General features: G+C 66.0%; 18 protein-coding genes. 15 read left to right on the forward strand and 3 right to left on the reverse strand.

The genetic code is table 11. From position 1 onward, the window contains the following. Nucleotides 1-60 precede the first annotated feature (60 nt). Entirely contained in the window at nucleotides 61-462 is a 402-nt protein-coding gene (locus G3I65_RS09605; RefSeq protein WP_160695776.1) for an SSI family serine proteinase inhibitor, read from the forward strand. Nucleotides 463-525: 63 nt separating this feature from the next. On the opposite strand, the gene G3I65_RS09610 is transcribed toward G3I65_RS09605, so the two are convergent. Then, entirely contained in the window at nucleotides 526-1,374 is an 849-nt protein-coding gene (locus G3I65_RS09610) for a hypothetical protein (protein ID WP_160695777.1), read from the reverse strand. A gap of 305 nt (nucleotides 1,375-1,679) precedes the next feature. Here G3I65_RS09610 and G3I65_RS09615 point away from each other — a divergent pair, with 305 nt between their 5' ends. The 6 genes from G3I65_RS09615 to G3I65_RS09640 are packed head-to-tail and all read left to right on the forward strand — an operon-like array spanning nucleotide 1,680 to nucleotide 10,853. Beyond that, nucleotides 1,680-2,087 carry an SSI family serine proteinase inhibitor gene (locus G3I65_RS09615; protein WP_160695778.1) on the forward strand — a complete coding sequence of 136 codons (408 nt, stop codon included), beginning with the start codon at nucleotides 1,680-1,682 and terminating at the stop codon, nucleotides 2,085-2,087. After that, nucleotides 2,045-4,933 (forward strand): AMP-binding protein, encoded by a 2,889-nt coding sequence (locus G3I65_RS09620; protein ID WP_160695779.1) that lies wholly within the window; start codon nucleotides 2,045-2,047, stop codon nucleotides 4,931-4,933. Before G3I65_RS09615 ends, G3I65_RS09620 begins: the two co-directional genes overlap by 43 nt. A 2-nt stretch (nucleotides 4,934-4,935) precedes the next feature. Then, nucleotides 4,936-7,443, forward strand: coding sequence for an acyl-CoA reductase (locus tag G3I65_RS09625; RefSeq protein WP_160695800.1), 2,508 nt, complete (start codon nucleotides 4,936-4,938; stop codon nucleotides 7,441-7,443). Further along, nucleotides 7,440-8,681, forward strand: coding sequence for a phenylacetate--CoA ligase family protein (locus G3I65_RS09630; protein ID WP_160695780.1), 1,242 nt, complete (start codon nucleotides 7,440-7,442; stop codon nucleotides 8,679-8,681). The genes G3I65_RS09625 and G3I65_RS09630 overlap by 4 nt, the downstream gene beginning before the upstream one ends. Further along, nucleotides 8,678-9,907, forward strand: coding sequence for an MFS transporter (locus G3I65_RS09635; RefSeq protein WP_160695781.1), 1,230 nt, complete (start codon nucleotides 8,678-8,680; stop codon nucleotides 9,905-9,907). The genes G3I65_RS09630 and G3I65_RS09635 overlap by 4 nt, the downstream gene beginning before the upstream one ends. A 40-nt stretch (nucleotides 9,908-9,947) precedes the next feature. Further along, nucleotides 9,948-10,853 (forward strand): NADP-dependent oxidoreductase, encoded by a 906-nt coding sequence (locus tag G3I65_RS09640; protein ID WP_160695782.1) that lies wholly within the window; start codon nucleotides 9,948-9,950, stop codon nucleotides 10,851-10,853. A 108-nt stretch (nucleotides 10,854-10,961) separates the two neighbouring features. Here the strand turns inward: G3I65_RS09640 and G3I65_RS09645 are convergent, their stop codons facing one another. Further along, nucleotides 10,962-11,876: a DUF11 domain-containing protein gene (locus tag G3I65_RS09645; protein ID WP_160695783.1), complete on the reverse strand. Its 915-nt coding sequence runs from the start codon at nucleotides 11,874-11,876 to the stop codon at nucleotides 10,962-10,964. Nucleotides 11,877-12,603: 727 nt separating this feature from the next. On the opposite strand from G3I65_RS09645, the gene G3I65_RS09650 reads away from it, so the two are divergent. The 4 genes from G3I65_RS09650 (at nucleotide 12,604) to G3I65_RS09665 (ending at nucleotide 16,029) form a co-directional block, all read left to right on the forward strand. After that, nucleotides 12,604-12,873, forward strand: coding sequence for a hypothetical protein (locus tag G3I65_RS09650; RefSeq protein WP_160695784.1), 270 nt, complete (start codon nucleotides 12,604-12,606; stop codon nucleotides 12,871-12,873). A gap of 65 nt (nucleotides 12,874-12,938) precedes the next feature. Next, the gene (locus G3I65_RS09655; RefSeq protein ID WP_160695785.1) at nucleotides 12,939-13,463 is read left to right on the forward strand and encodes a hypothetical protein; all 525 of its coding nucleotides are present in this window, start codon (nucleotides 12,939-12,941) and stop codon (nucleotides 13,461-13,463) included. A gap of 790 nt (nucleotides 13,464-14,253) precedes the next feature. Beyond that, complete coding sequence (locus tag G3I65_RS09660; protein WP_160695786.1) at nucleotides 14,254-15,384, forward strand: hypothetical protein; 1,131 nt, start codon at nucleotides 14,254-14,256, stop codon at nucleotides 15,382-15,384. 366 nt (nucleotides 15,385-15,750) lie between these two features. Continuing rightward, on the forward strand, nucleotides 15,751-16,029 hold the full coding sequence (locus G3I65_RS09665) for a hypothetical protein (RefSeq protein ID WP_160695787.1): 279 nt from the start codon (nucleotides 15,751-15,753) through the stop codon (nucleotides 16,027-16,029). Between the two features lie 198 nt (nucleotides 16,030-16,227). Here the strand turns inward: G3I65_RS09665 and G3I65_RS09670 are convergent, their stop codons facing one another. Continuing rightward, nucleotides 16,228-16,548: a hypothetical protein gene (locus G3I65_RS09670; protein ID WP_239070930.1), complete on the reverse strand. Its 321-nt coding sequence runs from the start codon at nucleotides 16,546-16,548 to the stop codon at nucleotides 16,228-16,230. 287 nt (nucleotides 16,549-16,835) lie between these two features. Here G3I65_RS09670 and G3I65_RS09675 point away from each other — a divergent pair, with 287 nt between their 5' ends. The 4 genes from G3I65_RS09675 (at nucleotide 16,836) to G3I65_RS09690 (ending at nucleotide 21,411) form a co-directional block, all read left to right on the forward strand. Continuing rightward, nucleotides 16,836-18,386, forward strand: coding sequence for a hypothetical protein (locus tag G3I65_RS09675; RefSeq protein ID WP_160695789.1), 1,551 nt, complete (start codon nucleotides 16,836-16,838; stop codon nucleotides 18,384-18,386). Between the two features lie 304 nt (nucleotides 18,387-18,690). Beyond that, nucleotides 18,691-19,500: a hypothetical protein gene (locus tag G3I65_RS09680; protein ID WP_160695790.1), complete on the forward strand. Its 810-nt coding sequence runs from the start codon at nucleotides 18,691-18,693 to the stop codon at nucleotides 19,498-19,500. 77 nt (nucleotides 19,501-19,577) lie between these two features. Next, nucleotides 19,578-20,279, forward strand: coding sequence for a hypothetical protein (locus G3I65_RS09685; RefSeq protein ID WP_160695791.1), 702 nt, complete (start codon nucleotides 19,578-19,580; stop codon nucleotides 20,277-20,279). After that, entirely contained in the window at nucleotides 20,254-21,411 is a 1,158-nt protein-coding gene (locus G3I65_RS09690) for a catalase family protein (RefSeq protein WP_239070932.1), read from the forward strand. The genes G3I65_RS09685 and G3I65_RS09690 overlap by 26 nt, the downstream gene beginning before the upstream one ends. The last annotated feature ends 723 nt before the right edge of the window (nucleotides 21,412-22,134 follow it).

Consider the following 22,134-nt stretch of genomic DNA (forward strand, 5'->3'; position numbering starts at 1 on the left):
CGGGGTGTCCGGCTGATCCGGTAAAGCAAGCAATGGAGCGAAATGCGAAAAATCACAGTCATGCTGGCGCTGGCGGCGACCGCCGGTATTTCGCTCGTGGTGCCGGCTGCCGCGCAGGCGGCACCGGCGGGTACGGTCGGTGCGTCGCTCATGCTGACCAAGACCTACGAATACGGCCCAGTCCCGGGTAGGACCGTCAGTGAGACCCTGACCTGCAGCCCGACCGGCGGTACGCACCCGAATGCCGCCCGGGCGTGCGAGGAACTGGCCAGGGTCGAGGCGGATTTCGACAGCCTCGGCTCCAAAGAGGGCGCCGACCAGTGCAAGGGGCCGTACAACGAGTACCTGCCCGTCGAAGTGACAGCGCATGGCATCTGGGGCCACGAGCCGGTCGACTATCGGGCCAGTTTCCCGAATTCGTGCTGGCTTTCCGCGACGACCGGCTCGATTTTCCAGTTCTGACGAGAGAACACGCCGAGGACCCGTCGCTGGAAATTCCGGCGGCGGGTCTGAGTGTGGCTATTTTCACTCGTCCTTGTGACGTTCGTCGGGCTCAGGCCCGGGGAACGCACCGGACAGGGATCGGGCCGTGAAGTCTCTCGTCGTCTGGATGGCTTCGATGCACTGGGCGAAGTAGGTGCGGCGTCCGTCGGCCGGTTTCGTCGAGGCGTCGTTGAGGAAGGCCGCAGCGGCGACGTTGAATCCCCTGGTCAGGGCCTCGGTCAAGAACGAGCGGGTGAACTCGGGCCAGGATGCGTTGTCGCCGTTCCAGCGGGGCAGATTCGAGACGCAGAAGTCGTACCAGCCGTCTATGTCGTACCTGGGGACGACTGGTACGTCGGGCACGTGGTTGTAGGTGAGGAAGTCCGGCGCGGGTATGGCGTTCAGGTAGGCGAAGACGTACCTGCGACGGCCGGCAGGCGACATGGCCGAGACGCGTTGGATGAACGCCGTCGCCGCTGCGAACGCTCTTGGCCGCGCCTGGTTCAAGAACCCCTGGGAGAAGCTGGGCCAGGAGTCTTCTTCGCCGTTCCAGCCGGGCAAGGTTTCGACGCAGAAGGCGTACCAGTCAGGGTCCGCGGGCGGCGTGTCGAAGCTGCCGCCGGCCTCGCGGCCCCTGAGATCGTATGCGATCCGTTCGAACTCGTCGCTCTCGATGAGGTCGTCGCGGGCGTCGACATTCGGCAGCGCGTCGAGCCGGGCTCTCATGGACCGGGTGACTGGGTGCTGAGCTGCGTCATGGACGCCCAGCTCACCAACGAATTCTTCGAAGTGCGCTTCCCAGGGCGTGTCCCGCTCGGCGCGCCGCCGCTGCCGCAGATTCAGCAGCGGCCTGCTGATCCAGGTCCGTATCCCATCCTCGACGGTGGCCATGAACTCTCCCGAGGCAACCCAAGATCCGACCCGGCAAGGCTAGCCGCCCAGCGCCCCGGCCGACTGCACGCCGGGCACAGGCTCGAGGGCATTCGTACCTCGTCGCCACCTGCACTCGACATGCCCGTAAGTGCGGTGGTCGAGCCCGGGCCCACGAAACATGGCGGGAACTATCCGACAGTCGGCCGGAGCCGTGCAACCTCCCCCGGATCGTCCGATCAGACGATGGGGTGACACACGATCGGTCGACAGGATCGATTCCGGCCGGAAGTGTCCGGCTTGTCTCGTGAAGTGAACGGAGCGTAATGCGAAAGATCACAGTCATGCTCGCCTCGGTGGCGGCGGCCGGTATCGCCGTCGGTGCGCCGGTCGCCGCGCAGGCGGAACCCGTGGGCACGGTCGGCGCGTCGCTCACGCTGACCAAGACCTACGAGCACGGCACCGCCATCAGCCAGACGCTGACGTGCGACCCGGAGGGCGGTACGCACCCGAACGCCGTCCAGGCGTGCGCGGAGCTGGCCAAGGTCGAGGCGGACTTCGATCGCCTCAGCGCCAAGGACGGCGCTGACAAGTGCAAGGAGCAGAACGGCGAGTTCCACCCCGTCCGGGTGGAGGCGCAGGGCATCTGGCGTGGCAACGCCGTCAGCTACCGGCACAGCTTCCTGAATTCGTGCTGGCTTTCCGCGAACACCGGCACGGTTTTCCAGTTCTGAGTGAAGCACACCACGGACCCGCCGCCGGACGAAATTCCGGCGGCGGGTCGTCGCATGAACGGGTACTGAGCGGAGGAATGGTGGTTGCGCAACCGGAGGACCGCGATGGGCGGGCCATGCCGGAGGACCGATACGCGCTCGGCCTGGACACGTTGTTCGCGGCGTCGGTCCGCCGGCATGCGGGGCGGCAGGCCATCGACGGATCGGACCGGAGCTACCGCTACGAGGAGCTCGGCGCGCTGGCCGAGCAGGTCGGTCGTGGTCTGCGTCGGCTCGGACTTCCCGCGGGTGCGTTGGTCGGCGTCGCGGGACGGCACGGGCCGGACGCCTGCGTCGCGATGCTCGGCGCAATCCGGGCCGGTCTCGGGTATGTGCCGCTGGATCCGGCGTTGTCCCTGGAACAACAGGCAACCTTGATCGCGGACAGCGGAGCACGAGCGGTCGTACGGTTGCCCGGCGTGACCACCGTCGGTGGTGGGGCAGTGGATTTCGTGGATCTGCCGGCGGCCGGTGAGGAGGCTGGTGACGGTTGTCCCGCGCCGTCGCGACCCGCCGGGCCGGCGTCCGTGATGTTCACGCCGGGCAGCGACGGTCGCCCGAAGGCAGTGGCGCTGCCGCACCGCACGCTGATCCAGTTGTCCCTCGGCAGCGGGTTCCTCGGCAACGGCTTTCTCGACATCCGCTCGACCGATCGGGTGCTTCACGCGGCATCGCTGTCCAGCGGAACCTCGGTGCTGGAGATCTGGCCGGCGCTGCTCAGCGGTGCTTGCCTGGTTCCGGTCACCTCGGACGTGCTGTGCTCTGGTCCGGCCCTCCGAGCGATGCTGCGTTGGCAACGGATCACGGTCTTGTTCCTGCCGACCCGCGTGTTCCACGAGTTGTCCACGGAACGGCCGGAAATGTTCGCCGGGTTGCGCTACTTGCTGGTCGGTGGCGAGCCGTTGCGGGCGGACGCGGTGCGGCGGGTGCTCAGCCGGGGGCGGCCGCAGCACCTGGTCAACCTCTACGGCTCCACCGAGGGAGGCGTAGTCACGGCGGCTCATGACGTCACCGAGGCGCCTTCGGGTTCCGGCGCGGTGCCCATCGGCCGGCCGCTGCCCGACACTGTGTGCGTCGTTCGCCGTGAAGACGGCAGCCTGGCGCCCGCGGGCGAGGAAGGCGAGCTGTGGGTGGCCGGGGGAGGGGGCTCGCCCGGCTATCTGAACGACCCCGAGGAGAGCGACCGCCGGTTCGGTGTCCTCACCATCGGCGGCAAGTCCCGCCGGTTCTTTCGCACCGGAGACATCGCCCGGCGCCGGGCCGACAGTGTGCTGGAGCTTCGCGGCCGCGGGGACGGGCCGACCGCGAGCCGGGAATCTCACGTCGATCTCGGTGAAATCCGAGCGGTACTCGCCACCCATCCGGCCGTGGACGCCGTCATCGTGCTGGGGTTGGAGAGCCTGGTCGCGTACGTCGTCACGGGGGCGGAGGAGGCTCCGGCGCCCGAGGAACTCCTCTCGTTCCTGCGGGAGCGGCTACCCGGCCATCTCGTCCCGGCCACGGTCACGGTGATCCCCCGGCTGCGGACAGCGAGCTGGATCACGTACCGTCCCGAGCCGGTTACCCGGCCGGCTCGGCAATCCGCTCCACTGGCTCTGCCTTTTCCGCGATCCGCAGGAACGGCGTCAACTCGACACCCAGGTGATTCCCCTGTGAGCAAATACCTTGAACCGGTCACGGTGCCCGATCCGGCCGAGCTGGCGGCGTTGCAGCAGCTGGCGGACCTCGCCGACCCGTATCGCGCGGACGAGGAGGCCGACGAGCTGTTCGTGCTCGCGATGAACGAGTCCAACACCTGGCACGCGGCTCGATCCCCGTTCTTCTCGCAGCTCTGGGACCGCCGACGACTCGCGTCCATCGCGGACCTGGCGCACCAGCCGCTCGTGCACGCCAACTTCTTCAAGAAACACAAGGTGCTCTCGGTCACCGAGGAACAGATCGCTCTGCACGCGACTTCTTCGGGTACCACCGGACAGAAGTCGCAGATGTTCTTCGACGAGTGGACGCTGCGCAACGGGCAGCGCATGGTGGCCCGGATCTTCCAGCACTACGGGTGGATCGACACCGAGCCCGTCAACTACCTGCTCTACAGCTATCAACCACGCCCCGGCATGAACCTGGGCACGTCCTTCACCGACGACTATCTGTGCGACTTCGCCCCGGCGCGCTCGGTCGAGTACGGCCTGCCCAACACCGGATCGGGACACGAGTTCGACGTGTTCGGGTGCGTGCGCGCGTTGCTGCGGTTCGCCGAGGAGGGTGCGCCGGTGCGCATCCTCGGGTTCCCCGCGTTCCTGTCCTTCACGCTGGACCGCATGCGTGACCTCGGCATCGGTCCGGTGCAGCTGAACGAGCGGTCGCTGATCTCGTTCGGCGGCGGCTGGAAGGGGAACGCGGACAAGCAGATCGGCAAGGAGGAGCTGTATGCACGGATCGTCGAGCAGCTCGGTATTCCGGACGAACGGATCAGGGACGGCTACGGTGCGGTCGAGCACTCGGTGCTCTACATGGAGTGCCCGCGGCACCACCTGCACGTGCCCACCTGGTCGCGGGTGCTGATCCGGTCGGTGCGGAACCTGGAGCCGCTGCCGCTGGGCGAGGTCGGCTACCTGCAGTTCGTCTCTCCCTACATCACTTCGGCTCCCGCGCAGAGCGTGCTGATGGGCGACCTCGCCTCACTGCACGCGCCGCAGGAGTGTGGCTGCGGCCTGCCCACGCCCTGGTTCGTGGTCCACGGCAGGGCCGGGACCACCCGAAACCGCAGCTGCGCCATCGCAGCCGCCGAACTCCTCGAAGGACGGTCGTGACGATGCGGCACTACTGGCAGGGCGAACTGATCGACGACGCGGCGGCGCTGGGCCGCCTGGGCGACATCGAACAGCGAGTACAGCGCGTGCTCGCCGAGCCGATGAACACGCTGGCCGTGCTGGCCGCCGGAGAACGGCTCAGTGCCGCGCTGGCCCAGGCAGACCATCCCGTTCGCCCACGGCTGATCGCGCGGTTGCGCGCCGCCGGGCTCGATCAGGAGACGGCCGCGCAGGTGCTCGGCGAACTGGCCGGCGCCTTCCGCCGGGAAACGTTGGAGCGCAAGCTGGTGCGCGAGCTCGGCAACGTGCTGCCCGAGCGGCTCGCCCGGTTCGACTTCCGCGAGGCGATCTTCGAGGCATGGGCTCCACTCGGCCTGGTGGCACACGTCTCACCGGGCAACGCGCCTGCCGCCGGAGCGCTCAGCGCCTTGGAGGGCCTGCTCACCGGCAACGTCAACATTGTCAAGGCGAGCAGTGGCGATGGCGGGTTCACCCAGGAACTGCTCGCTTTGCTCGCCGCGATGGACCAGACCGGTGCGCTGACCAGACGGTTGATCGTCCTCAATTTCTCGGCCGCCCAGAGCGATTGGCTTGCCGCGATGTGCGCACATGCCGACGCCGTCGCGGCTTGGGGCGGCGAAGAGGCGCTCGAGAGTGTGCGTGCGGTGCTGCGCCCCGGAGCGCGGCTGGTGGACTGGGGGCCGAAGCTGTCCTTCGCCTACCTGACGAGCACCGGACCCGAGGTGCTGGCGAAGGTGGCCCATGACGTCTGCCAGCTCGACCAGCTGGCGTGTTCGAGCCCGCAGGTGATCTATCTGGACACCGACGACCCGCAGGCCGTGGCGGACCTGGCCAAACGGTTCGGCGAGGTCCTTGCCGAGAAGGTGGCGGCCACGCCGATCGGCGAGCCGAACCAGGCGGAATGGGCCGAGATCACCAGCACCGTGCTCGTCGCCCAGCTCGAGGAGTACCTCGGCCTGACCCGCGTGTATTCCGCGCTGGATGGCGGCTGGCGAGTGCTCGCGGACGTCCGGGGCGGGCTGTGCGCCTCGCCGCTTCACCGGACAGTGTGGGTGAAGCCGTTGCCGCGCACCGAGATCATCACCGCACTGCGGCCGATGCGGCAGTACCTGCAGACCGTGGGACTCGGCGCCGACCAGTCCGAAGTCGCGGAACTGAGCCGGTTGCTGCTGACCGCCGGGGTGCACCGGGTGACCGTGCCCGGCGCGATGCTGGACAGCTACGCGGGGGAACCCCACGACGGTGTCTACGCATTGCCGCGCTACGCCCGCCGCGTGGACGTGCAGCTGGACGAGCGTTTCGCCACCCACGCCTGTCTTGACGATCTGCTCGGCGCCGAGCCGCTTGCCGTGCCCGCGGTCCGGGTGACCGGCAAGGCGGATTTCGAAGCACTGCAACAGGGTTCGTCCCGCGCCGAGGTGTTCTTCCGCAGCGGTGGCAGTTCCGGCGAACCGAAGCTGTCCATGTTCAGCTGGGCGGACTACCACGAGCACACGCGCGCCGGCGCCGAGGGCTTGCTGGCCGCCGGTTTCGACCCACGCACCGACTGCGCGATGAACCTGTTGTTCGCCGGCCAGCTCTACGGTGGCTTCACCAGTATCTTTTCCACTCTGGAGACGTTGGGCGCGGTGCAGTATCCGATGGCCGCGCCGGACGATCACGCCGGGGTCGCCCGGCAGATCGTCGATCTCGGCGTGGACACCCTGGTCGGCATGCCGAACTACCTCCTGCGGATCTTCACCGAGGGCGCGGAGGTGCTGCGCGGCTACCAGGGCGTGCGCAAGATCTTCTTCAGCGGCGAGCACTTCCCGCGGCGGCAGCGCCGCCGGCTTGCCGAAGAGTTCGGCGTACAGGTGATCCGGTCGGCCGTGTACGGCAGCGTGGACGCGGGGCCGCTCGGCTATCAATGCCGGCACGCCGAGGACCGGGTCCATCACCTGTTCACCGGAACGCAGACGCTCGAGATCCTGGCCATGGACGAGGATCGGGCGGTCGAGCGCGGCGAGACGGGGCGGCTGGTGTTCACGTCGCACACAAGGCGCGGGCAACGGCTGGACCGCTACGAGATCGGCGACCTCGGCCGCTGGGTTCCCGGCGACTGTCCGTGTGGTCGACGCACCACCCGCTTCGAACTGCTGGGACGGTTCGGCGATGTGTTCCGTGCCGGCACCTACTTCCTGAATTGCCGCCGGCTGGTCACTATCGCGGAGGAGTGCGCGGACTACGCCGGCGAACTTCAGGTCGTGCTGGACGCTGACCGGGGCGGCGACACGGTCGCCGTGCTCGTCGAGAAGGACCGGGCGCTGTCGACCGAGACGCTGGAGAAGGCGTTTCTCGCCGAGTACCCGGAACTGCGCAGCGCGGTCCGCGCCGAGCGGCTGCTGAAGTTCGCCGTGCACGCCGTGCCGGCCAGCGAGTTCACCCGCACCGAAGGCAGCGGCAAACTCCGCGCCGTCGTCGATCTGCGCACCGGAAAGGACGCCGGATGAGCCTGTCCGAACTCGTTGCGTTCGCGCGCACCTACTCGCCCTACTACGCCTGGCACTACGCGGGCCTTCCCGCGCGGATCACCAGCGTCGAGCAGCTGCCGATGTTGGATCACACCGCGTTCTGGAACTCCGACCGGGTGGTCGGCAACCAGTTGCTCACCGGTCCTCAGATCGACGGCATCGTGATCAAGACCGGAGGTACCACCAGCACGCCACGCATCTCCTGCTACAGCGACGCCGAATGGCGGACGATGTGTGCCACGTTCGGCAGGGGACTGGTCGCCGCCGGCCTGTGCGCCGGCGATCGTGTGGCCAACCTGTTCTACGGTGGCGAGCTGTACTCCAGCTTCATCTTCACGTTGAACACCTTGCAGGTTGCCGACCTTCCCACGGTGCAACTGCCCATCGTGGGCAACGCCGCTCCCGAGTCGGCTGTCCGCACCATTCTCGACTGCGCGGCGACTGTGGTGGCCGGACCGCCGACCACGCTGTGCCGGTTGGCCCGGTACGTGCTGGACACCCACGGGCCGATTCGGGGCATCCGGGTGATCCTGGTCAGCGGCGAGGCTTGCCACGTCGACCAGCACATCCTGCTGAACGGCGCGTTTCCGGAAGCCGAGGTGCGTTCCCTCGGTTACGCGAGCGTGGACGCGGGCATCCTGGCCGCTCCGGTCGAGGGCACCGACATCCGGTTGCATCGGGTGTTCACCGACAGCAAGCTGGTGGAGATCCTGGATCCGGTCACCTATGTGCCGATCGAGGAGCCCGGTGTGCCCGGACGTGTGGTGGTAACCGACCTGGTGCGCCGGTTGATGCCGATCCTTCGCTACCCGGTCGGTGACGTCGCCGAATGGGAGGATTTCGACAGCCGCACGCTGCGCCTGCGCGGGCGGTCCGTGGAGGCCGCCCGGTTCGGTCCGGTCAGCCTCTACCTGCACGACCTGCGCGGCATCGTGTCCACCGTGGACGTGGCCGCCGAGATCGAGGGGCTTCAGGTGATGCTGTGCCGTCACGACGGCAAGGATCAGCTGGTGCTGCGGCTGGCCGGCGTCGTCGAAGCCCCCGAGCTGTTCGCCGAACTCGTGGTCGAGCGGATCCTGGACGCTCAGCCGCGGATCGCCGACGCGGTGGAGGATGGGGTCGTGCACCCGATCACGGTGCAATGGACCGAGCACGCCGAGCTGTGCAACCCGAGGACTGGCAAACTGGTCCGGCTGCGGGGTGAGCGTGCCGCATGACCGCCACGCTCACCCCGGCACAGAGACCGCTCCTGCTGCGCAACCGGGATTTCGCACTGGTCTGGATCGGTCAGGTGCTCAGCCAGGGCGGCTCCCGGATCTACCAGATCGGCCTGCTCTGGTGGCTGCTGGGCGAGGTTTCCCCCGACCTGCGCGGCATCGCCGCCGGCGCCTTCCTGGTGCTCGTCGCGGTGCCCGCGCTGCTGCTGGTGCGAGTGATCGGCCGGGTGCTGGACACCGTGCCCAGCCGGACAGTCATGCTGCGGGCCGAGATCGTGGCCGGTTTCGCCGTCGCGGTGGTCGCCGGGCTCGCCTGGATCGGGCACGTCCCGGTCTGGCCGGTGTACGTCGTCGGCCTGGTGGTCGCGACGTGCCAGGCGTTCTTCGACCCATGCCTGACCAAGGCGACCCCGGAACTGGTCGCCGAGCCCGATGTGGAGCGGGCGATCGGATTCGAATCGTCGACCCAGTCGGTGGCGAACTTCGCCGGCGCCGCATTCGGCGCGTTGCTGCTGGCCACCGTCGGTTTTCCGGGCGCAGTCGCGATCAACGCGGCGAGCTACGCGATCTCCGCGCTCTGTCTGGCGGCGGCGAAATTCCGGTCGTCGCCCGCGCCGAAGAAGTCGGCGGACGCGGAAAACCGGCCGGAGGGGCTACGGCAGTTCCTTCGCGCGCTACCCGGGGTTTGGCCGCTGTTGGCCTGCTTCGCGGTGGCCAACTGCTTCTCCGCGCCGACGCTGCTGGTGCTGCCGCTCTACACCCAGGTCGTGCTGCACGGCAGCGCGGAGACGTTGGCGCTGATGGAGTCCGGCCTGTGGCTCGGCCTGCTGCTCGGTGCGGTCTGCGCGGCCTACATCAAGGTTCCCGGACGCACCACCAGGTTCGCGGCGGCCTGCATCGCGGGCTTCGGCGGATGCCTCTGCCTGCCGGGGCTGGTCCCCGTGGAAGTGGTGTGCCTGACTGCGTTGGTGCTGGCCGGGCTGTGCCTTGGGGTGGCGAACGTCAAGTTCGTCGCGTTGTTCCAGCGCGTCGTACCGGACGGACGCAAGGGTCGTTTTTTCGCCATCCTGCAAGCAAGCATCTGCGCCGGCTTTCCGCTGGCGTTCCTGGCGTTCGGCGCGTTGGGTGATGCGGTGTCGCCGCAAACGCTGTGGCTGATCCAAGGTGTGGGGTTGGCGGCCGTGGGTCTGGCCCTCGTCACGATGCGCGACCCGAGACCCAGCTGAGCACCCGTTATTTCGATCGGAAAAGGTAAGGTGGAACATTATGCGTGCAGCCCGCTTTCACGAATACGGCGGAACAGAGAAACTGGTGGTCGAGGAGGCCTCCGAGCCGCACCCCGGCCCCGGTGAAATCCGGGTCCGCGTCGCTGCGACCAGCGTCAACCCCATCGACTGGAAACTGCGCTCCGGTGCCCTGCAGCGGCTGCTTCCCGTGGCGCTGCCTGCGATTCCCGGGCGTGATGCCGCCGGCGTGGTCGACGAAATCGGTGACGGCGTGCAGGGGGCGAATATCGGCGATCGCGTGTTCGGGCTGTGTGGTGTCACCGGCGCGACCGCAGAGCTGGTTGTCCTCTCGGCCTGGGCCCACACCCCCGCCACGTGGAAAGATGAGCAAGCTGCGGGCGCCGGCCTCGCGTCCGTGACCGCGATGCGGGGGCTGAACGCGCTCGGGTCCCTCTCGGGCCGCACCCTTCTGGTCGAGGGTGCCGCTGGGGGCGTGGGCAGCGCGGCAGTCGAGATCGCGGTGGCTCAAGGTGCCACCGTCGTCGGGACAGCGAGTGAGCGCAATCACGAGTTCCTCTCGTCGCTCGGCGCCATTCCCACCACTTACGGCCCTGGCCTCGAGCAACGTCTCGCCACTCTCGTTCCGAACGGTGTCGACGTCGCGCTGGACACCGCTGCTTCCGGCTCCCTGGGCGACCTCGTCGTGATCACGGGCGACCCGGCGCGTGTCGCGACCGTCGCCGACCACGCCAACGGGCAGCGACTGGGCACGCACGTGGTCAACGCGGAGAACGACTCGAGCCTCCTCGTCGCGGCGGCGGATCTCGGTCGGCACGGCCGCTACATCCCTCACATCGAGGAGATCTTCCCCCTGGAGCGAATTGCCGACGCCCATGCGCGGGCCGAGCGCGGACGCACACGCGGAAAGATCGTAATCTGCATCTGAGTGAGGAACGTCGGCTGCGTCCGACCGTCTTTGCGGGAAAGCCGGGGAGCGGATCGGGCAGGATCGTCTCCCCGGCTTCCTCGGAAACCGCTGTCCCCGTTCTGCGGATCAGCAGGTCACGAAGGCCGTTGTGGTGTCAGCGGAGCAGGTGGCGCTGCTCTTGTTGTTCACAGGGTTCGCTTCGATGTTCGGGCTGTAGATGGTCGCGTTAACGGTATGCGTTCCGGGGCTGGTTATCTTGGCTTGGAAGCTCACCGACTTGTTCTGGAGGGAAGCAATGTCGCCGACGTCGCAGAGGATGTATCCGGAGGTGGACGTGCACGATTCCGGATTGCTCAGTTTGACCTGGGTGACGCTCCCGTCGTCGGGCAGCCGCAGGTAAAGTACGGTCCTTGCCGCGAGGTCAGGTCCAGTGTTGGACATGGTGGCCGTGAAGGTCACCGTGGGAAAGAGGATCCCGTTGGTCGTGGCGCTGAGGCTAACGGACACGTCTGTCTGCGCACCTACTCCGGTGGCGTAGGTCTTGAATCCCAAGTCGAGAAAGAAGTCCTTTGTCCATGTGGGTGAGCGATACCAGTTGTTGCCGCCGAGGTACGGGTTGTTATCCGCGCCGTCCCACTGCACGTATCCGGCGTCCTGTCCGCGGAGAACGATGGCGTACTGAGCCATGGCCGTGACAGGCTGATTCACGGTGATGGGGACCCATCCGCCGGGGAAAGCGGGGATGTTCCCGATCGGCACTGTGTAGGTCGACAACAAGTCGGCGGGTGCACCATCAGTGGTCACATTGTGGAGCTCCATGATTACATCGTGGGTTGATGAGTTATTTTGGAGGTAGAGGTCGACTCGATTGAGTGTGCCGGAGATCGCTGACGTGAAGGTTTGCGCGTTAGTGGCCGTCTGGTTGACGACAACTGTCCCTCGCGAAGTGTCTTCTTGTCGCTGATCGAGAGTCTCGGCATGGGCGATGCCGGGTGTGAGCAGCGCCAAGAGTACTGCCGTTGCAGAGCTGAGCACGCCCATGCGTTTCAGGCGACTGGAACGAAATGAGGACCTACTGTGTTGAAACTTCAACGAGAAACCCTTTCAGAGATGAGGTGATCGTTGCCGGTGCGAAACCTTATCAGGATTCTCATCCTCTGGGACAAGCAAAAGGATTGCAGTTCGCCTCATTGGAGTAGGAGTCATCAGGTGGATAACAGTCATGTCAAGAGGCCTGCGTAGTCGGCCATAAGGGTGAAATTGTCGCAGGTATTCAGGCATGTGAACCGGTGCGGCTCCTCGGCGTGACTGGGTTATGCGCAGATGGCGAGGAGGTCGACGCGCCGGCTGGTTGGCGCGCTGTATCCGGACCGGGCCCGCGGCGGGATTGGTGGCGGCGCAGCCGGAAAGGACGGTTTGGGTTGCCTCGACGGACTCGGTGCCGGGTTGGTCTGCTCCTCGGCGGCCGCACGTCGGAACTGTTCATCGGGTGGCGTGGGCGCACGGGCAGGATCTCCGGGTCTTGCTGTCTTGATCGGCTACCCAGCACTCATGCGGGGTAGCTCCTCTCAGTCCGACCAAGAGGGAGCCGGCTCGGCTGGCCTGCAGGCTCCGCCGGGTCTCCCGGCAGAGCGTTGGTGACTGCCCGTGCGGACAGGTTCTGCTGCCCTTCGTCGTGCGCAGTCGATCCATTTCGGTAGTCCTGGTCTCCACTACCCTTTAATGGGCTATTTTTGTCCGGCGCGACATGGAGCATTACGGAGTAGGCGTGGCCGGGAAGTCATCTGCTGGACTGAACTGGTTCCTCACCACCACTTTCAACATCGTGCTGCCGATCGTGACTTACGCGGTGTTGGCAGACGAGGTGGGCGAAGTGTCCGCACTGCTGCTCAGCGGGGTGTGGCCGGTTGCGGAGATCGGCATCTGTTACTCGCGAACCAAGCACATTGACGAGCTCAGCCTCATCACGCTCATCACGCTCGCGGCGTGCACGGTCGTCTCGCTTGTGTTCGACACGCCGAAGATGCTGCTGCTCTAGGGCTCCGCTCTGACGGGTCTCTTCGGGCTGGTCTTGCTGGGGTCACTCCTGGTACCCGGCCGCTGATGTTCTACTTCGGACGCAACTTCGCCACCGACGGCTCTGTGGAGCGCGTTGCCAGGTGGAACGACCTGTCGCAGTACGAGGGGTTCCGTCGCGGCCAACGCATGCTGACCGTGGTGTGGGGGATATCATTCCTGGCCGGGGCCGCGCTGCGGATCGCGTTTACCTTACCGTGGGCCGCGTCGGCAGCCCACATCGTCGAGAGCGTCTACCGGATTTCGTACGCCACGCCGAATGTCGCGCTGGCAACGCTGACTGCTCGAGTTGCAGAGACAGGACGTCACGCGGTAGGTGTTGCTGTCGAGCCTGCCGGGCAGCATCACCAAGTAGCACGGGTGGCCAGTGGCGGCTTCGAACCGCTCGGCACAGCAGGGCGGCCAACTGGCCGGGTTGCCCAGGAAGGTCCGGGATCTCCGGCCGATATGGGAGGCCAGACCCGATGTCCGGCGAACTGGCCGGCGTTCACAACCGAATTTTCCCGTCAGCTCGCCGATAAGCCGAGTTCACAAGTTGGGTGCCTGGCCTGAGGTTCGCCGAGCAGCTTCGTGCAGGTAGCGGCAGGCGGTGGCGGCGCTGATGTGGTGGCCAGTCGGTGCGGGTGTGGCGCCGCGGAACCAGTGCAGTACGTGGCGGGTTCCGGGCGCGGGGTTCACCGCGAAGACACAAGCGACGAACAGGGTCAATTCGCATGTCACGGCGAGCGTGGCACGATGGGTGATCACGTCGGCGGTCGGATTTGGATTTGATCTTCGCAAATACAGTCCGGCCAGCGGCCCCACGTCTCGTTGTGTGGTAACTCGTTTCACGCCCAGCGCTAACGAGAAACCCCATCGGCTGCTGTCCGCGGCCCGTTATGTTCTGCTTGTCCGTCACCCATTGTAAATACGCTCGTTGTTGACCCTTAGGCGCACCTTGCGAATCCCGACACTGGCGGACAGGTGCTGGATGACGGTAGAAATAAACTGTTGTGAACTGCAGCTCGGCATGGCTGGTTTGGCGCAGTTCAGTGTCTGAAAAGTGGTCTTCGCCGACAATATCGAAGACATGCTCGAAGCCCTGCGGAGAACAAGCGACGGCGCCGGGTGGCTGCGCGTTGCTCGCTGGGTTCGTCTCCGCTGGAACCTATTGGCGCTAAGTGGAGCGCGGTGACGAATACGACCTTCGCTGCAGGCATCGTTTGACGGACCAGAGGGGAACCGTTTGTTGCCCGAATGGCCCAGGAGGTACTCGGCTGCCTGAGCGGCCGGTGGTCAGTGCCTGAGTTCTTGCCCCGCCGGCTCTGGCCCGGGCTGGACCCTGAGGATTACTTTACGGGCGATGACCGCGTTCGCCGCCGAGAGAGGTCGTACTGTGAAGCTGTACATCCTCGCCGAAACGGACATTGCTCGGCGGCCATGGACGTCCGTGCCTCGCGGTATGTCGCTGACAGTGTCTGCTTTGGTGCCTGGCCGGAGATCGGCGGCGTCCCCGTTTGCCGCCGATCACCCGCCGCCACCGCACGTCCTGGCGGCGGGACAGGCGGTGCCCAATCTGCGTCTCGGACCGTGTCGGCACGATCACCGCCACTGGCTGCCGTTCGACGGCGAACCGATCGCGCAATCCCACGTGCTCGGGCGTTCGGGTGCGTTGCCGAACCAGCTTTGGATGTGCGAACGAGGAACCGAACCGTGTTCGTCGGCTGGTCACCATTGCGAGGGATTGCTCGGGCGGTTGACGGACTGCGATGTCCACCTGGTGCTCTGCGCCGAACGCGATACCGAGATCCCAGGTCGACTGCGCGGGGCCGGTTCAGGAGGTGACGGCGCCGAATCCGACGTCGCCGCACGTCGGCGTTGTGTGGAAGAGGCTGTCCGCCATCGCCGGCGGCTGCGTGGCATGACTGGCGACCTGGAATTCCTGCGCTATCTGTCGGCGCTCCCTGAACATGAGCGTGCCTGGGTAGCGGAGTCGTCAGCGGAGCTGCGGCGCGCCGGCGGTGACCAGGACACGATCGAGCGCCGGTTGTCGGAGAAGTTCCGGAAGCTGGACAACGGCGCGCGTCACGAGCACTGGCGGGGGCTGGAGGTCGATGATCAGGTGACACTGCTTCGCCACTCGGCACACATGCGCAGCTGGGTGACCCGCGAATTGGTTGAACTCAATGATTTTCTGCATGTCGCGCGTTCGGCGAATACGACGAACGAGGTCGCGGCTCACTTGCTGGAACTCGATCAGCTGACGGCGAGCGGATGGTCCAAGGAACTTGCCCACGTACGGATCGATCTGATCCGGTACATCGAGAAGTACGGCGACGACTTGATGAATATGCCGCCGGAACGGCGCGCACGGGAGTGGCGCAGGCGTCTCGATCGCAAAGCTCGCGATCGTCTGGTCGAGGTGTGCCCGGCTGTGAAAGACTGGCGCGCGGGAATTATCTCCGTATCGGTTCCCGAGTCAGAGAGATCTTGACCGGTGGGTGAATGCGTCTGTTATCAGGTGAACCCGCATGGGGCCTGGGGTCGGCGAGGTGGCAGCTGGGCCAGCGACCTGCACGATTGTCTCGCTGTCTCACAGGACGGCCCCGGTGCCGATGACCGAAGCAGCAAATGCCCGATCGCCGCGGTACGCTACGCCATGGGCTGCGAAAACCGGCGGGCCAGACGGTCGAGATGACGGACTGCGGCGCTGCCTCCATGCAGGTACCACCTTGCAGACCTCGGGGTTGGCGACTGCTTCGGCGCCGTTCTTCTTTGGCTGTTCTCGTCGCATCATGATAGTGCCTGGCGTCACTGCGGTTCGTCGCGTCAAGTTTGGTCTAGTGAGAGGCATGAGTGCGTGGACAAGTACGCAATCGCTGCGATCTGCGCGGTTCCTCCCGGGCTGCAGAGTGGTGACGCCGAGCGGTTCTTCGACCTGTTCGTCGTCCTGTGTCAGAGTGATGGTGTGGAGTCGGCTGACGATCTTGTCCGAGAGATCGGGCTACGCGAGCCTGGCTTCGGCGGGGTTGCCGAACAGTTCCGGGACGCGCTGCGGGCGGGAGGCCTGGACGGACATTGGGCTGACATCGCAAGCGCGCTGGCCGTGGCCGGGTCAGCTCCTCGTCGCCGTATTTGACGACGTGATCAAGGTGATTCCTGGGGTGGCAACTCTGACGGCAAATGAGATGCGGCAGCGACCCTCGTATTCGCCGAAATGTGTTGAGTTAAGCCATGGCTTTGCCCAAGGCTTGAAGCACCTTGCCGGCCTCGTCTCCTCAGAGATGGTGGTGCACTCCGAAACGAGGTTGTGTCGCGATCGTCGGGCGGGTGCGAGCTACGCGGTGCCGGAGGAAGATCTGTCGGACAACGGCCGCAATGCGTCGACCGCGGACGAAAGTGTGGAGGGCCATCGTTCGGTGATGGCCGCCCACGCTTCCCACAGTGAAACATTCTCGGCGAGGACGAGGTACGGCGGGTTGCCCCAGCAGGTCGCGATGACCGTGCCGGTCCGGTCGGCGTCGCTGCGTACCGGGGCGCCACCGGGTAGGAAGTCCAGGGTGTGGGGTATTTCGGTGGCGTTCAGGTCGTCGACGAGCCCCGCCCCAGCGGCGGTGTAGCTGCGTAGCACGTAGCGGGCGGTGGCGCTCTCGGGCATCGGCGCGTCCGGATAGGCGCGGTTGTAGTCCGAAACCGAGGCGAAAGCGGGATGCCCTGGAATGCCAGGTCGAGAGCGAGATGTCATACGTGTGATCATATGCGGGCCGGGGTCGGTGAAAGATCACTGCCCCTGATCGTTCCGTGCAGGTGTGAAACAATGTCCGTTCGTGCATTGCGGTCGTGCACAGGTGACTGGATGTTGCTGAACAGGCTGTCGCACAGGGTGACCCGTTCGGGGGACTGCCATCACTCGATCAGCGGTCTCGAATCTTGGCGGTTCGGCCGATGGGCTCGGTGGAGGTGGCCATGGTGGTGCCGTTGGAGACGCTGGAGCCGGTCGAGCGTGCCCTGGTGAATGCGGCCCTGCGCGGTGAACGGTTCGACCTCGGACATGGCGAGGGCAAAGTGGTGCAGGTCGACGGGCACTTGGGGTATTCGGGTGCGTGGTGGGAATCAGCCGATGATCAGCAGCAGGCAGATCGCCGGGTGCGGGCCGACGTACTCGCCGGGCTGCTCGCCGGGGGATACGGCGAACTACCCGGACCGAGGGTGGACATCATGGGGGTGAACGTGCTCGGCGACCTGCAGCTGGCCGACGTGACCGTCGCCCGCACCGTCCATTTCGAAGAGTGCCGGTTCGGCGGCGTCGACCTGTCCCGGACCGCGGTTCCGGGGTTGGGCATGTTCGTCTGCAGCGTCGGGCACCTGGAGGCGGTCGGTCTGTCGGTACGGCACTCGCTGTGGCTCACCTACAACCTGTTCCGCGCCGGACTGCGGCTGTCCGAAGCGTCCGTCGGGGGCAGCGTCGAACTTCAAGGCTCGATCGTCGAGGGCTGGGCCGATCCCACCGAGCGACCCGGCACGATCTCCGCGCTCGAGGCCGAACGCCTGGTGGCAGGCAGCCTGATCGGCCTCAGCGACACGACGTTCAAGGGGCGTGTCCATATTCCCTACGCCGAGGCAGGTGGCTGGCTGCACCTCGGCGGCGCGAAGGTCACCGGCGTGCCGGACAGCATGCCCGCAGTGAACGCTCGCGGTATGAAAGCAGCCGAAGCGGTCCTCACTGACGCTCGCATCGATGGCTCGGTCGACCTCAGCCGGGCCAGAATCGCCAGTACGGTGCATTGGCAACCGACACCACTGGGAGGTCGCAGGCCTGGCGCCGACTTCTCCCACGCCCAGATCGGCGATCTCGCCGACGAACCCCAAGCGTGGGTGGCTTCCGGCCCGGTCACCCTGACCGGGCTGCGATACGACCACATCGACGTACGCATGACGGTCAAGGACCGGCTGTCCTGGCTGCCTACCGGCCGCGCCTTCACCCCACAGCCGTACGAGCAACTTGCCCGGGTTTACCGGGCTCAGGGGCAAGAAGACGCCGCCCGCCGGATCGCGATCGCCAAGCAGCGCGAACGTGGCCGGGCGCGACGCCGCGATGGCGGCCACGCGATGAACTTGGGCCGGCGGATGTGGCACCGGCTGTTCGGATTCGTTCTCGGCTTCGGCTACCAGCCATGGCGAGCGGCAGTTCTGCTCGCGGCCGTGTTCCTCGTCTGCGCCACCGCGTTCGGCGCCGCGGCACACCAGGGCGCGATCGTGCCGAAGGACATCAAGGCCACCGCGGTGGCGGCCCAGTGCACCTCCGACTACCCGTGCTTCAACCAGTGGATGTACGCCTTCGACGTGACGATCCCACTGATCAGCGTCGGACAGGACGCGAACTGGCGACCGGACGCCGCGGGCTACCTCGCCATGTTCTGGGCCGGGCGAATCCTCGGCTGGGGTTTTGCCACGCTCGCCGTCGCCGCACTCACCGGGTTGGTACGCAAGGAGTAGGCGACCGGCATCAGCTCCCTCACACGACTGTCCCTTGGCGACACTTCTCGCGCACGCAGCTGCTCGGCGCGAAATCAGGTCCACGTCGAGGTCGCCAGCGTGCTGCCGGACAGGTTCTCGTCACCCCAATGCCGGATCGAACCGCTGGACCAGGTGAATCTGTGAGTCAGTTCGACTGACCCGATCTCATCCTCTTGTTCCTCCGAACAGGGGACCCCGCAGGCGGTGTGTCATTGGCCACGATCTATGCCAGGTGGCCGCCTGGTCAGCCTCGGGAAGCACAACGCTCGATCAAGATCCCTCGATGCGGATGCCGTCGAGGCCGGGAAGAGACGGCAGTGTCATGAATATGCGGGTTCGGAAGCCGAAGATGTTCCGTGGTTGCCGCTCGGCGGCAGCGCTTTCCCTCGCCTCGCTGGGGCTGGTCGCAACGGCCGCATCGCCGGCCCACGCACAGGGCAATGACGGCTCCGACCAGATGGTGTACAACCAGCTCGACCCTGAGCACGGGAGGACGGTGGGGGAACTGATGTCCGAGTGCGAATCGGGTCGTGACGAGTACGGTCACAAGATCAGCTGCACGACAGGCCAGCCTGCCAAGGGTGAGCAGTACAGCGGGCCTCAGCGCACTGTCGGCGACATGCTCTACAACTGCGGTGACGAGCCCGCCGGTACGTCGGTGTACTGGTCCGAGACAGTTGGGCAGACAAATTTCCTCGGTACGGAGGTTGGCGTTGGGGTCGAAGCGAACGCTGTGTTCTATAAGGTAAGTGCCAAAATCGCCGCAAGCTTCGGGTCCGCGTGGGGTGAGTCGCGGTCCACGTCTGAATCCACTTCGGTCAAGGCCGGTGCTCATCAGGTTGCGTGGATCGCGCGTTCGGTGCCAATGCAGCGCTTCGAAAGCACGGTCACCGTCATCGACCAGGACCAGTGGCAGAACGACAAGGTTACTGGCAAGTACGAATTCAGGGTCAGCATCGGCTCCCCTGTCCCGGATGTGACCGGGAACACGTCCATCTATACCCGTCAAATGAATCAGGCGGAGCTGAATTCCTGTCCCGCGGATCCCGCTGGTGCGGTAGCTCTGGTGAAGCCAGGTAAATTGGCTGAATAGGTGTCGGAATTCTTTCGGGTCCTTCGATCCGGAATTCTGGAAGCATGCCATCGAGGCTGGAAAGAGACGACAGAACCATGAATTCGAGGACGCGCCATACGTGGCGTTTTGCGGTACTCTCCCTGGCGTCGCTGGCGCTGATCACGGCGACCGCCTCGCCGGCTCTGGCAAACGACGCCGACCCGGCGGACCGGTTGATCGCGAGCACGGATGGAAGTCGTACGCTTCCGGTCGGCTTCCTTCTGGGTAACGGTTGCAGTTACCCCAATATGAAATGTTCTTACGGCAATCCGGTCAAGGGTGAGGCGTATCTGACCGACTACAAGCAGGTTTCCGGTAGTCTCTGGAACTGCTCGGTCGATCAGCCTGGATCTAAGCGGATGCGCTGGGATGACGCGGTGAAATCATCGGTGTCAATCGGTGGTTCGCTCACCCTTTCCCAATCCGCTGGCATCATCTTCGCATCTGTGACGGCGAGTGTGAAGGCATCCTACAGTCACACCTGGGACGAGTCGTACTCCACAGGGAGTGACGTCGAGGTCAACGTGAAGCCCGGCTATGTGGGCTGGATATCCCGCGCGCAGGTGATGCAGCCGTTCGAATCGGACGTCATTGTCACCGAAGTCTCGCGCTTCACCAGGAAGATAATCAGGTCGTACCAGCTCAAGGTCGGTGTTGACTACCCTGACGACGGCAGCGCCGGGCAGGCCGGCCGGGTCGTTGTCAGCTCGCGCAAGATGACCCCGGGAGAGAATGTGGAGCACTGCGGTGGTGCATAGTGCCGAGAATTCGCAATCGTATGCCGCGTCCATGGAGGGAATCCGTGAGACGTACGTCAGGTATGCCCCGGGAGTCGAGCATCGTCGCGCGGACGAGGACGAGATCGTCGCGAAGATCGTCGATGAACTGCACGCCCTGAACGCGGTGGCCTACGACAAGCACCAGCATGCGACGCGGGACGCTCACGCCAAGAGCCACGGCGTCCTGCGCGGCGACCTGACGGTCTATCCGGACCTGCCCGGCGTACTGAGGCAAGGGCTGTTCGGCCAGCCGGCCAGCTACCCCGTCATGGTGCGGCTGTCCACCGCGGCAGGCGAGATCCGCAGCGACCAGATCGCCGGCCTGCGAGGGTTCGCCGTGAAGGTTCTCGGTGTACCCGGCCCGCGGGCCTTGCCAGACGACGACACCGGCAACCAGGACTTCCTGCTCGTCAACAAGCCGACCATCCCGTTCGGGCACGTCGAGGCGTACTTGGCGGCCATGCGCCTGGCCAAGAAACAAGCAAAGGTACCGGATGCGGCGCTGAAGGTGGCGGGTGTCGTCGCCCGCACCGCCGGGCACGTGCTTGACGCGGTCCAGTTGCCGAAGCCCGCACCGGTAGCTGGACTCGGCATGCCGAACACCCACATCCTCGGCGAGACGTTCCACTCGATGGCCGCCCTGCGTTACGGCGACTACCTCGCCAAGATCAGTGCCGCGCCGCTGTCCGAGCCAGTCCGCACGCTGACCGGCGTTCCGATCGACCGCGACGGGGACGGGGTGCTGCGAGAGCTCGTCGTCGACTTCTTCCGCGACAACGCCGCGGAGTACGAGCTCAGGGCGCAGCTGTGCACGGACATCTCCACCATGCCCGTCGAGGACGCGTCCGTGCTGTGGCCCGAGTCCGAGTCGCCGCACCTGCCGATCGCGAAGCTCAGCTTCCCGCCGCAGGACGCCGGTAGTGCGGCACGCCGCGTGTACGCCGACGACGTGCTGTCCTTCAACCCATGGCACGCCTTGGCCGCACACCGTCCGCTCGGCTCGATCATGCGTGTCCGGCGCCAGGCATACGAGGCATCCACCAGTTTCAGGCACGCCATGAACGCCGTGCCACGCGTCGAACCTCGGAGTATCGAAGAACTCCCCGGCTGAATCATCCGACCCGCGGGGCCAGCGGGATCTCTCGGCGGTCGACGCCGTCCGCAACGGATTGTCCCTCGTGTGCAGCAGCGGCGCTGTCGCAGGCGCCACGTGCAAGATCAAGGCAGGCAGGGGGCAAATTGCCGCCACTGCGGTCGTTGACAGCCAGGGGTCTCGATCCGGCCGACGCGCCAAGCCCGTCGCGTGTCCGGCTGTACTTGGTTGTTCCTGCTAGTTTCGCGGGGTGGAGTTCTCGGACGGTCCGGTCGCGCCGCCGGGCACGGTTTTCCGTTATGCCGATATGGTGGAGATTGCGTCGTGGTTCGGTGTCGGGCATCGTGCGGTGGCGAACTGGCGTTCTCGGTATGCTGGGTCGCATCCGTTTCCGGAGCCGGATGTCGTTGTCGGGCGGACGCCGGGTTGGGCTCTCGGTCGGAGGGCGGAAATCGAGCGGTGGGCTGCGGCGCGACCGGGTCAGGGTGCCGGTGGCGGGCGGCCACGCAAAGTGGATGCTGACTGAGGTTGAGTCGAGCCGACCGTCGTGGCCCAGCGATCGATCGTGCTGCTCGTCCGGTCAGTCCCCGGACTCCGTGCGCTGGTCCGTAGGAAGCCGAATCGATGTCCGCCTGCACCTCGTGCTCGGCCCTGACGGGCGAGTTGTGCCTGGCCGACATCCTGTGCGGGACTCGGTGTCGTGCGGAGAGGGCGCGATGTTCGCCGGTCCGCTGATCGCGC

It is taken from the genome of Amycolatopsis sp. SID8362 (assembly GCF_010550475.1).
Taxonomy (GTDB): domain Bacteria; phylum Actinomycetota; class Actinomycetes; order Mycobacteriales; family Pseudonocardiaceae; genus Amycolatopsis; species Amycolatopsis eburnea.

Coding starts and splice junctions, on each gene's coding strand:
- G3I65_RS09605 (WP_160695776.1), top strand. CDS start 61: ATGCTGGCGCTGGCGGCGACCGCCGGTATTTCGCTCGTGGTGCCGGCT.
- G3I65_RS09610 (WP_160695777.1), bottom strand. CDS start 1,374: ATGGCCACCGTCGAGGATGGGATACGGACCTGGATCAGCAGGCCGCTG.
- G3I65_RS09615 (WP_160695778.1), top strand. CDS start 1,680: ATGCGAAAGATCACAGTCATGCTCGCCTCGGTGGCGGCGGCCGGTATC.
- G3I65_RS09625 (WP_160695800.1), top strand. CDS start 4,936: ATGCGGCACTACTGGCAGGGCGAACTGATCGACGACGCGGCGGCGCTG.
- G3I65_RS09630 (WP_160695780.1), top strand. CDS start 7,440: ATGAGCCTGTCCGAACTCGTTGCGTTCGCGCGCACCTACTCGCCCTAC.
- G3I65_RS09635 (WP_160695781.1), top strand. CDS start 8,678: ATGACCGCCACGCTCACCCCGGCACAGAGACCGCTCCTGCTGCGCAAC.
- G3I65_RS09640 (WP_160695782.1), top strand. CDS start 9,948: ATGCGTGCAGCCCGCTTTCACGAATACGGCGGAACAGAGAAACTGGTG.
- G3I65_RS09645 (WP_160695783.1), bottom strand. CDS start 11,876: ATGGGCGTGCTCAGCTCTGCAACGGCAGTACTCTTGGCGCTGCTCACA.
- G3I65_RS09655 (WP_160695785.1), top strand. CDS start 12,939: ATGTTCTACTTCGGACGCAACTTCGCCACCGACGGCTCTGTGGAGCGC.
- G3I65_RS09660 (WP_160695786.1), top strand. CDS start 14,254: ATGACCGCGTTCGCCGCCGAGAGAGGTCGTACTGTGAAGCTGTACATC.
- G3I65_RS09670 (WP_239070930.1), bottom strand. CDS start 16,548: ATGCCCGAGAGCGCCACCGCCCGCTACGTGCTACGCAGCTACACCGCC.
- G3I65_RS09675 (WP_160695789.1), top strand. CDS start 16,836: ATGGGCTCGGTGGAGGTGGCCATGGTGGTGCCGTTGGAGACGCTGGAG.
- G3I65_RS09680 (WP_160695790.1), top strand. CDS start 18,691: ATGCGGATGCCGTCGAGGCCGGGAAGAGACGGCAGTGTCATGAATATG.
- G3I65_RS09685 (WP_160695791.1), top strand. CDS start 19,578: ATGAATTCGAGGACGCGCCATACGTGGCGTTTTGCGGTACTCTCCCTG.
- G3I65_RS09690 (WP_239070932.1), top strand. CDS start 20,254: ATGTGGAGCACTGCGGTGGTGCATAGTGCCGAGAATTCGCAATCGTAT.